This is a genomic window from Microbacterium sp. UCD-TDU, from assembly GCF_000340625.1.
Taxonomy (GTDB): Bacteria; Actinomycetota; Actinomycetes; order Actinomycetales; family Microbacteriaceae; genus Microbacterium; species Microbacterium maritypicum.
The window spans coordinates 428102-437283 of record NZ_KB454446.1 but is presented as its reverse complement, the minus strand read 5'-3'; the positions used below and the strand labels follow the sequence as shown (position 1 = coordinate 437283).

Sequence of the window (9182 nt, the reverse complement as noted above, 5' to 3'; positions counted from 1 at the left end):
CCAGGAGGGCATGATGACTCGCAAGAAGACGTTGGGCGTTCCCGCTGGGCTGAACGATGCCGGCGAGGCGCTGTGGGTGAAGGTGACGGGGAAGTACACGCTGCGTGCGGATGAGCTCGTGACGCTCGAGGCTGCGTGCCGTGCAGCCGATCGTGTCGTGGCGATGGAGGAGGAGCGCGGCAACGCCGTGACGTCCTTCGGTTCGACCGGTCAGCTGGTCGTGCACCCGTTGATCGCAGAGATCCGGGCGCATGAGGCGCAGATCTCGTCACTCCTTGCGAAGTTGAAGCTCCCTGACGAGCAGGGTGGCGAGCAGGTGTCGCAGCAGCGTCAGGCTGCTCAGTCGCGGTGGGCTTCGGCTCATGGCGCAACTGCTTAGCGCCACCCCGGCGTTCATCAAGAACCGGTCTGATGAGGCCGAGGAGATCAAGCGTTGGTATCGGTCTGAGCTGGCGGACACTCTGCCCCCTATCGGGTTGGAGTGGGAGCCGGTCAAGGTCGGCCCGACATGGCAGTACGAGGGCGGGTGGCTTCTCCCTGAGCGTTCGCTTGGGTGGGAGGCGCTGGCGTTCGCTGGCCAGTGGTTGACTCACCGCGGGAAGCCGTGGAAGTACACGATGGAGCAGGCACGGTTCGTGCTGTGGTTCCATGCGTTGAACGAGGACGGCACGCACGTGTCTCACTCGGCGGTGCTGCAGCGCCTGAAGGGCTGGGGCAAGGATCCGTTCGCGGCCGTCGAGTCGACGAACACCCTGGTGGGTCCGCTCGAGTTCGATCACTGGGGCAAGGACGGGCAGCCGGTCGGCCATCAGGTCACCGACGCATGGGTGCAGATCGCGGCGGTGTCGCTGGATCAGACGAAGAACACGATGAAGATCTTCCCGGGGTTGATCCCTGCGGAGACTCGTCGTCACTTCGGCGTCCAGATCGGGAAGCAGAACGTCTGGGCTCGCGGTGACTCCGCGCAGATCGAGGCTGTGACCGCTTCGCCTCTTGCGATTGAGGGTGGGCGCCCGAAGCTCGTCATCCGGGCAGAAACGCAGAACTGGAACTCGTCCAACGGCGGCCACGACATGGCTGGCGCGATGGAGGGTAACGCGGCGAAGTCCGAGGTTGGCGCTCCTGCGCGCATCCTGGACATCTGCAACGCGTACCGGCCGGGTGAAGATTCGGTCGGCCAGCGCCAGCGTGAAGCGTGGGACGACACCCAGGGTGATGACGCGAAGGCCATGGACTACGGCCTGTTGTACGACTCGCTCGAGGCTCCGCCCGAGGCTCCTCTGACGGCTGACGCGGCCCCTTCGGTCGTGGAAGCCGTGCGTGGCGACTCGGTGTGGCTCGATGCCGGCGGTCGTATCCGCAAGTCGATCCTGAACCCATTGAACTCGCCGTCCGAGTCTCGTCGCAAGTGGTACAACCAGGTCACCGCGGCTGAGGATGCGTGGACGGAACCGAATGAGTTCGACCCGCTGAAGGACGAAGAGATCGTTGTGGAACCTGGCGAGGAGATCGCCATGTTCCTCGACTGCTCCAAGTCCGATGACGCGACCGGACTCGTCGGTGTTCGCATGTCTGACGGTCACGTGTTCACGCTCGGGATGTGGCAGAAGCCGCCCGGGAAGCGTGGCGAGGGATGGTTGGCACCGCGCGAAGAGGTCGACGGCGTTGTGGATCACACGTTCGAGAAGTACCGCGTTGTCGCGTTCTTCGGAGACCCATCCCACACGCTCAACGACGAAACGTTGGACTCGTATTGGGATCTCTTGTTCGACGAATGGCATCGCCGATACCGGAACAAGCTGAAGGTGTGGGCGTATGGCACCAAGGGCGGCAAGGGTCATGCGGTGAAGTTCGACATGACCGACCGAACGAACTCGAAAGCGATCGCTGAGGCGGTCAGCTTCACTCTCCGGGAGATCCAGGATGGGCAGTTCACCCATGACGGTGACCCGCGTCTGCGCCGGCACGTCCTGAACGCACGCCGCTACCCAGTGGCGGGCTTCGTGTCGATCGCGAAGGATCGCGCGGACTCCAAGAACAAGATCGATCTCGCAGTGTGCATGGTTGGTGCGCGCATGGCCCGCCGTCGTGTGTTGAACAGCGGCAAGAAGCAAGGGGGGCGCGTGTGGTGATGAAGCGAAGTGATGTGATCGAGCTCGCCAATGACGTCCTGATCCCGGGATGGCAGCAGCAGCGACGGACTCTAGATGTGATCGACAAGTGGCACCGGTGGGAGCCTGACGCGTTGCGGGACAAGATCCCGAACTACGCGACCAGCGAGCACCGGAACCTGGCGAAGATCAGCGAGACCCCGTTCCTGTCCCTGGTCGTAACGACCGTGGCGCAGCAGCTTGTGGCTGAGACGTTCCGGTCTGCGCGTGGCGTCGAGATGGACAGGGTCATCGCCCCGTGGCTACGGAACCGGATGCACTCGCGCCAGCGTGCGGTGTACCGTGGCGCTCTTGCGTATGGGTATTCCTACGCGACGGCAATGCCGGGAGACAGCGGCGCTGTGATCCGTGGACGTTCACCCCGTGACCTCTACGCGGTGTACGGCGATGTCGTCGAGGACGAGTACCCGATGTACTACCTGCTCGTGAAGGGCGGACACAAGTACGTCGTGGACGAAGAAGCCGTCTACATTCTCGGTGACGACAACGGCCGTGTCGATTACATCGAAGACCGTCGCCACAACGCCGGCGTCGCGCCGGCCGTGCGGTACTCGAACCAGATCGACCTCGAGGGGCGCACGCCTGGTGAGGTCGAGCCGTACGTGCAGGTTGCTGCTCGCATCGACAAGACGACGTACGACCGGATGGTGAACCAGCACTTCAACTCGTGGAAGGTGCGCACGGCGACCGGGCTCGACATGCCCACCGACCCCGCCGACCGGGAGCGGGTGAAGTTGCTCCTCCGTCAGGGAGACATTCTGACCGGTGAAGAGGGCGTCCAGTTCGGAACCCTTGATGAGACGTCGTCTGACAGCCTCATCAAGGCCACGGACGAGGATGTGAAGTTGCTCGCTGTGGTTACTCAGACTCCCGTGCACGCACTGACGGGCGATCTGGTGAATCTGTCAGCCGATGCGATCGCGGAGTCTCGGGCGATGGCCGACCTGAAGGTCAACGAACGCAAGGTCGGCTTCGGTGACTCGAACGAGCAGCTGCTTCGGCTTGCCGCTCACATCGAGGGTCGCGCAGAGGACGCTGCTGATTTCTCGCTCCGCACCGACTGGGCCGACCTGCAGTCACGGTCTATGTCGCAGGCGGCGGATGCGCTGGGCAAGATGGCGACGATGCTCAAGATCCCGGTGGAACTCCTCTGGGATCGCATCCCGACCGTGACGCCCGAGATCGCGAAAGCCTGGCGCGAATACAAGGAGAAGCACCCCTCCGCTGAGGAGCAGTTGGCGGCGGCTCTGAATGAGCAGTCCAATGGCGTCAACGGCTGAGGGTAGAGAACTCACGACCGCTCATCGAGACGCACAGATCCAGATCGGTGCGCGCGCAGAGATCGAAGCGCGCGCACTATGGGATCGCCTTGACATCGACGATCTCGACGGGTCGAAGCCGTACTGGCTGGCCTCGACGACGATTGCGGTGAACCGTCGCATGGCGGAATCGCAGAGGGTCGCGAGCCAGTACCTGACCGAGTATCGGCTTGCTGAACTCGGAGCTGCAGGTGCTGTCGTTCTGGCGGCACCCACGGAGACGGCGCGTGCGCTGAGCCTTGCTGGCCCTACGAGGGTCAAGCGTCTCATCGGGTCCGGCATGGAGCCCGCCGTCGCGTTCACTGCGGCGCTGACGAAGTTCGGCGGCATGGCACGTCGGCAGGCCATGATGGGCGGTCGCCTGACGATCGCCGCAACGGCAGGCCGGGACAGGCGAGCTGTCGGGGGGCGCCGCGTCACCGATGGGAACCCGTGCGCGTTCTGCGCGATGCTCGCTTCCCGCGGCCCGGTCTACCGGGATGCTGCAGCGGCTGACGGTATCCAATACCACTCGCACTGTGGGTGCACGGCTGAGCCGGCGTACTCGAACGCGTGGGAGCCGACCGCCGACGAGGAGCGGTACATGGACGCGTATGGCGAAGCTCGCGCAATCGTCGCCGGCGATGGCAAGGCGATCGACACGAAGAAGCTTCTCGCTGCGATGCGTCGACAGGGCGGCTTCCGGGACTCGCCCATCACATAGACCTCCCGAACCTTTCGGGATACACCCGCTGCCCTGGTGGCAGCCCGACATGCCCCAGGAGGGCGAAATGAGCGACCAGAACCCCGCTGAAGATCCGCAGGAGCCGGGAGACCCCCAGGAACCCGAACAGCCCAACGAGCCGGAAGACCCGGCCAACGAGCCCGAGGATCCTGGATTCGACCCCGACAAGGCTCGGGAGAAGATCCGCAAGATCAACTCCGAGAACAAGAACCTGCGACAGCGCGCCGCCGAAGCCGAGAAGAAGGCTGAGGGCGCCGACGAGACCGCGAAGAAGCTGACCGCCCTGGAGGCGGACAACATGCGACTTCGCGTCGCCGTGAAGCACGGGCTCCCCGAGTCCCTCGTGAAGCGGCTGACCGGCACCACCGAGGAGGAGATCCTTCAGGACGCCGAAGAGCTCATGGAGCTGTTCGGATCCAAGAAGCCTCCGACGCAGCAGCCGAAGGAGAAGCTGCGCAGCCCCGGTGATCCGTCCGGGAACGCCGAGATCGACGTGGAGAAGACGGTCGATCGAGTCTTCCAGAACTAACCGCCCCCACCACCGTGGGTGCGTTCACACCATGAAGGAGGCCCACTGTGGCAATCACTCTGTTTACCCCTGAGCAGGCGGCGAAGGCGACTCTCTCGTCGCTGCGTCGCCTCTCCCTGCTCCCTCGCACCGTTCGTCAGGACTTCTCGAAAGAGTTCGTCGCCGGTATTGGGCAGACGGTCAACGTTCTCGGCCCGATCAGCGCGGGGAAGGCGAAGGTCTACACGAAGGCGAATCGCACGGCGCGCGATGCGATCCAGTTCAACAACATCGATCAGGAATGGTTCCCCGTGACCCTCGAGGACCAGGTGTACAACGCGATTCGTCTTCCGGACGACTTCGCTACGTTCAGCCTCGAGGACATGACTCGCCAGGTTCTGCGCCCGCAGGCCGAGTCGGTCGTGGACGAGCTCGCCGCGCCGCTCATCACGGAGATGTCGGCAATCGCGACCGATGCCTCGATCCCGAAGGTCGCCCCGGATGGATCGAACTTCCGCCAGGTGCTCATCAAGACGCGCCAGGTGCTCAACGATCGCGGCATCCCCGCGGCCGGACGCACCTTCGCAGTCGGCTCGGACCTCGAAGCTGCCGCGCTGTCGGACGAGCTCCTGCAGAAGGTCAACGAGTCCGGAACCTCGGACGTCCTCCGTGATGCCACGATCGGTCGCCTCTTCGGATTCACCATCGTGGCGGACCCGAAGCTCGCTTCTGACTTCGGCATCGGCTACCACAAGGACGCGTTCGCCCACGTCACCCGCCCCTCCCGCCAGCCTGACGGCGCCGCGTTCTCCGCGTCCGTCGCACAGGACGGCTACGCGCTGCGCTGGATCCAGCACTACAACCCGAACCAGCTCGAGGACCAGAGCGTCGTCGACACCTTCTACGGTGCGACCACGCTCGACGCCGACCGGGCTGTCTCGGTCGAGCTCGCACCGTAAGGAGGACCACATGGCTGAGCCCGTCACTCTCGCCTCTGTCGAACAACTCGCAGATTGGATCGGGGAAAGCATCCCCGACAACTCTGCAGAGGAGCGACGGGCCGCCATGTGCCTCCGTGCCGCGTCCGCCCTGGTCCGCAAGGAATCAGGGCGGACGTGGCTCACCGACGCCGGGGAGATCGTCGATCCGCTCCCTGAAGATGTCGTCATGGTCACCCTGTACTGCGCGTCCCGGGTGTTCGACAACCGGAACGCGCAGACACGCGGCGGAATCGACGACTACACCGAAGGGTGGAAGGTCGACGAGGCCGGCGCGTACCTCACAGCATCGGAGAAGCGCATGCTTGCCCCGTTCCGCGAGGCCGGGTCCGGCGGACTCGCAGTCGTATCGACGACGCGCAGGGAGACGCCGACCGTCTCCGGTTGGGTTCCCACCGACACACCCGACGTCTTCTTCCCCTGGTACTAGGAGGCATCATGCGAGGTGCACGGATGCTCATCCGAGGCCAGCACATGGCCGACTCTCGCATGTCCGAGACAGTGCTCGTCGGCAAGTTCCGCGATGGCACTGACCCCGACACCAAGGAAGCCACCCGAGTGCTGGTGGAGCAGCGTTACCCCGCTCCCGATGACACGAGTCCGGACGCGGGCAAGGCGCGCATCCGCTGGGGGTCGCGTGAGGTGTCCAACTCCCAGGCGACGGGCTCCCCAGTCGCGATGCAGGAGCCGTATTTGTCCGTCCCGTTCGGGACGGCACGGTTCTTCACCGACGATGAGGTGGAGTGCAGCGCTTCCCCTGACCCTCTGTTGGTCGGTCGGCGTTTCAAGATCTCGGGCGCTGCCGCTGCAGGCCAAGTCTCGGCATACCGATACCCACTCGAGGAGCTGAGCTGATGGCTGACGACGCCTTCGAGATCGGACGCCTAGAAGCCGACCTCCGACGTGTGCCGGCCACGGCCAACCGACTCATCGAGAAGTCGATCAAGCGCACCAGCCTCCGCATGAAAGAGGACTGGAGGCAAGGCGCTGAGATCTCTGATGGCTACGCGGACACCTACGCCGCGGCCATCAGCTTCGACATCAAGTTCCCGCTCGGGGGGATCGAGAGCGAGATCGGCCCGGTCCTGGGTAGCACACCCGGTGCCTCTGCTGGATTCCTCGACGATCCGAAGAGCACGGCAGGTATCGACGGTCCCGTTCACCACGCCGGCCGCGACGCGCTCGAAGCCAACGAACCCGAGTTCTTCGAAGGACTCGAGAACGCGGTCTTCGAGGCGCTGGCCGAAGAGCTGGAGGAGTGATGCTCGTCCACTTCGTTGCGTTCCGCGCCCTGCTGCTCGCCGTGGCCGTCCTGGTGGGGAAGGTCTACGACAACGTTCGCCGCGTCGATGGCAAGCCCGTCCGCGCGAACTACATTGTCCTGTTCCCTGACGCGCCGGCAGAGCTGGGGGACAACAGGTTCACGGCCCGTCAGAGGGCCGATTCCCGTTCGACGTGGCGGTACGACGTGCGGATCGTCGCGACGACCGCTGACGGGCTCCTGGAGCTCGCCGACGCGGTGATGTCGGTGATCGGGAAGATCCCGATGGTTTCGGGGCGCCGGTGCGATCCGGTGTCGCTTGTTCCTGGGGTGGAGGAGGGGAAGGGGCGGTTCGATCCGGTCACCGACCTCCACTACCTCGACCTGAGTTTCGAGTTCCAATCAAGGAGGGCCTGATGGCTGATCTGGTGAATGTTCGTTCCGCGAAGGGCAAGCGCACGCAGTTCCTGGTGGACAAGCGTCTGGTGGAGAAGTACCCGGACGACTACGAGGTGGTGGAGGCCAAGAAGCCCGCTTCCAAGACGGTGGCGAAGACCGCCGAGTAACCCAAATCCCGCGAAGGCCCATACCTGGTGGTGCGGGCCTTTTGCATGCCTGTCGCCATCCGGTGCCGGGTACATAGCCCCTCCGAGGGGCATTCCCTCAAGGAGAAGAACATGGCAAATGAGCCAGTACAGGCGGGAACCGCCTCTGACGGAAACGGCATCGTCCTCTGGATTCCTGGTTACACGGGCGGTCCTCTCGCGGTGGCGGACGTGAACAACGTGGCGAACAAGCGCCTCACGTACGGTCTCGCCGGAGATGGTTTCGATCTCGCCGTCACCATCAACTCGATCACGTCGACCCGTTACACACTCGCGCAGGCACTGAAGCTCGAAGGCACGAAGGACTTCACGCTGACGACGCGCTATGTCTACAACCGCGAGGAGCCGACCGACGCTGAGCTCGTGCTGGGCGCCAAGGGAACTTCCGGTGCGTTCGCGCACATCCTCGGGTATCCGAACGATCACGTCTTCGCGGCCGGCGACATCGTGAACGCGATCATCCCGGCACGCATCGGCACATCTACGGACGTCCCGCCGACTGCGAATACCGAGCTGATGAAGCAGATGGTCCCCGAGATCACCGGGGAAATCCTGACCGAGTCCGCGATCGTCGCGTGATAACCACCGTGGGCGGGGTTCCCTCACCAACCCCGCCCACGGTTCCCTTCGGTGAGGAAGGTGAGAGGTGAGAAACATGGATTTGAAAGAACGCATCGAACGACAGCGGGCGCGCCTCGCTGACGTGAAGAAGTCCGAGGTTGAGGTAGTCCTCGACGGCGAGCTGTTGAAGGTCGGCATCCCCAAGGCCCACCCCGCCAAGTGGGAAGAGCTCGTGGCCTCCAACCCTCCACGTGCGGGCGTTGAGTCTGACTCGATGGTCGGATACAACCCATCCGGAGTATCGCGCGCGTATCCCAACATCACTGTCGACGGGGAAGTGGTGGACGCCGAGACGTGGGCTGACATGTTCGACGTACTCGATGGGGTGCACCGCAACAATATCGGCGTCGTAATCTGGGGCGTGAACGTCAATGACTCTCTCAGGGAGCTCCGCGAACTGGGAAAAGCCCGCGCGGGCCAGAAGTCGCCCTCGCCCGCGAACTAGGGGTTTCACCGCGCCGTCTACTCGGGTGGGAGCCCGCTGAGGTCACCACGCATCAGTACGACAGTCTCGGCCGCTGCATCGAGTCCGTGACCGTGAGAGAACCGGAGTTCTCTGCTTGGGATCTGGCCGTTCTCCTCGCTGATAGGCGTGATGAGCGACGACCTCGGGGCCGTCACGGTCTGCTGCTTGCGGATGCGACGAATCCCGAGAACAAGGATGCGTTCGAAGTTGACCTCCCGACGACCGACTTCGCTCAACTGGCTCTGGATCGCGCGCAGGAGCGCTACCGGAAAGCGTGGCCAGGTGCGGAGATGGGCTCGCTACTGTGGCGGGTTGAGAAGGTCAGCTAGCGCTTCTCGGCGAAGTACATGGTTCCGCCCATAAGAGCGACTGCGGAACCGAGCGCAAGGATCACGACCCCGAAGACGGGTTCGCCAACCATCAGCGCGACCGCGAAAACGATAGCGCCAACCGCTGCGATGCCTAGTCCTGCGGCGACGACTGCTGACCACTTCATGCCCCTCATCGTA

14 protein-coding genes are annotated in these 9182 nt (G+C 64.1%); 13 read left to right on the top strand and 1 reads right to left on the bottom strand.

All coding sequences use genetic code 11. The features are described 5' to 3' along the window. The first annotated feature begins 13 nt into the window (after positions 1-13). The 13 genes from D514_RS24925 (at position 14) to D514_RS24870 (ending at position 8652) form a co-directional block, all read left to right on the top strand. Positions 14-379: a hypothetical protein gene (locus D514_RS24925; protein ID WP_031205577.1), complete on the top strand. Its 366-nt coding sequence runs from the start codon at positions 14-16 to the stop codon at positions 377-379. Beyond that, a complete protein-coding gene (locus D514_RS24920) occupies positions 363-2132 on the top strand; it encodes a terminase (RefSeq protein ID WP_031205576.1) in 1770 nt (589 codons plus the stop codon). Before D514_RS24925 ends, D514_RS24920 begins: the two co-directional genes overlap by 17 nt. Next, positions 2132-3451 (top strand): phage portal protein, encoded by a 1320-nt coding sequence (locus D514_RS24915; RefSeq protein ID WP_017829014.1) that lies wholly within the window; start codon positions 2132-2134, stop codon positions 3449-3451. The genes D514_RS24920 and D514_RS24915 overlap by 1 nt, the downstream gene beginning before the upstream one ends. Further along, a complete protein-coding gene (locus D514_RS38885; protein WP_017829013.1) occupies positions 3435-4193 on the top strand; it encodes a hypothetical protein in 759 nt (252 codons plus the stop codon). The genes D514_RS24915 and D514_RS38885 overlap by 17 nt, the downstream gene beginning before the upstream one ends. Positions 4194-4260: 67 nt before the next feature. Then, positions 4261-4743: a hypothetical protein gene (locus tag D514_RS38880; protein ID WP_017829012.1), complete on the top strand. Its 483-nt coding sequence runs from the start codon at positions 4261-4263 to the stop codon at positions 4741-4743. Positions 4744-4790: 47 nt separating this feature from the next. Further along, a complete protein-coding gene (locus D514_RS24900; protein ID WP_017829011.1) occupies positions 4791-5681 on the top strand; it encodes a P22 phage major capsid protein family protein in 891 nt (296 codons plus the stop codon). A gap of 10 nt (positions 5682-5691) precedes the next feature. Then, on the top strand, positions 5692-6150 hold the full coding sequence (locus tag D514_RS24895) for a hypothetical protein (protein ID WP_017829010.1): 459 nt from the start codon (positions 5692-5694) through the stop codon (positions 6148-6150). Positions 6151-6158: 8 nt separating this feature from the next. Next, a complete protein-coding gene (locus D514_RS24890) occupies positions 6159-6575 on the top strand; it encodes a DUF6093 family protein (RefSeq protein WP_186004816.1) in 417 nt (138 codons plus the stop codon). Further along, positions 6575-6982 carry a hypothetical protein gene (locus D514_RS24885; protein ID WP_017829008.1) on the top strand — a complete coding sequence of 136 codons (408 nt, stop codon included), beginning with the start codon at positions 6575-6577 and terminating at the stop codon, positions 6980-6982. Before D514_RS24890 ends, D514_RS24885 begins: the two co-directional genes overlap by 1 nt. After that, the gene (locus D514_RS24880) at positions 6982-7398 is read left to right on the top strand and encodes a hypothetical protein (RefSeq protein ID WP_017829007.1); all 417 of its coding nucleotides are present in this window, start codon (positions 6982-6984) and stop codon (positions 7396-7398) included. Before D514_RS24885 ends, D514_RS24880 begins: the two co-directional genes overlap by 1 nt. Next, positions 7398-7547, top strand: coding sequence for a hypothetical protein (locus D514_RS38875; protein ID WP_017829006.1), 150 nt, complete (start codon positions 7398-7400; stop codon positions 7545-7547). Before D514_RS24880 ends, D514_RS38875 begins: the two co-directional genes overlap by 1 nt. Before the next feature lie 111 nt (positions 7548-7658). After that, positions 7659-8165, top strand: coding sequence for a hypothetical protein (locus D514_RS24875; protein WP_144052950.1), 507 nt, complete (start codon positions 7659-7661; stop codon positions 8163-8165). Positions 8166-8241: 76 nt separating this feature from the next. After that, positions 8242-8652 carry a hypothetical protein gene (locus D514_RS24870; protein WP_017829004.1) on the top strand — a complete coding sequence of 137 codons (411 nt, stop codon included), beginning with the start codon at positions 8242-8244 and terminating at the stop codon, positions 8650-8652. 346 nt (positions 8653-8998) lie between these two features. Here the strand turns inward: D514_RS24870 and D514_RS38870 are convergent, their stop codons facing one another. After that, complete coding sequence (locus D514_RS38870; protein WP_186004815.1) at positions 8999-9169, bottom strand: hypothetical protein; 171 nt, start codon at positions 9167-9169, stop codon at positions 8999-9001. Positions 9170-9182: the final 13 nt, after the last annotated feature.

Excerpts from the sequence above, each read along its gene's own strand:
- D514_RS24925 (WP_031205577.1), top strand. The coding sequence starts at position 14 with ATGACTCGCAAGAAGACGTTGGGCGTTCCCGCTGGGCTGAACGATGCC.
- D514_RS24915 (WP_017829014.1), top strand. The coding sequence starts at position 2,132 with ATGAAGCGAAGTGATGTGATCGAGCTCGCCAATGACGTCCTGATCCCG.
- D514_RS24880 (WP_017829007.1), top strand. The coding sequence starts at position 6,982 with ATGCTCGTCCACTTCGTTGCGTTCCGCGCCCTGCTGCTCGCCGTGGCC.
- D514_RS24875 (WP_144052950.1), top strand. The coding sequence starts at position 7,659 with ATGGCAAATGAGCCAGTACAGGCGGGAACCGCCTCTGACGGAAACGGC.
- D514_RS38880 (WP_017829012.1), top strand. The coding sequence starts at position 4,261 with ATGAGCGACCAGAACCCCGCTGAAGATCCGCAGGAGCCGGGAGACCCC.
- D514_RS24885 (WP_017829008.1), top strand. The coding sequence starts at position 6,575 with ATGGCTGACGACGCCTTCGAGATCGGACGCCTAGAAGCCGACCTCCGA.
- D514_RS38875 (WP_017829006.1), top strand. The coding sequence starts at position 7,398 with ATGGCTGATCTGGTGAATGTTCGTTCCGCGAAGGGCAAGCGCACGCAG.
- D514_RS24870 (WP_017829004.1), top strand. The coding sequence starts at position 8,242 with ATGGATTTGAAAGAACGCATCGAACGACAGCGGGCGCGCCTCGCTGAC.
- D514_RS24920 (WP_031205576.1), top strand. The coding sequence starts at position 363 with ATGGCGCAACTGCTTAGCGCCACCCCGGCGTTCATCAAGAACCGGTCT.
- D514_RS24890 (WP_186004816.1), top strand. The coding sequence starts at position 6,159 with ATGCGAGGTGCACGGATGCTCATCCGAGGCCAGCACATGGCCGACTCT.
- D514_RS24895 (WP_017829010.1), top strand. The coding sequence starts at position 5,692 with ATGGCTGAGCCCGTCACTCTCGCCTCTGTCGAACAACTCGCAGATTGG.
- D514_RS38885 (WP_017829013.1), top strand. The coding sequence starts at position 3,435 with ATGGCGTCAACGGCTGAGGGTAGAGAACTCACGACCGCTCATCGAGAC.
- D514_RS38870 (WP_186004815.1), bottom strand. The coding sequence starts at position 9,169 with ATGAAGTGGTCAGCAGTCGTCGCCGCAGGACTAGGCATCGCAGCGGTT.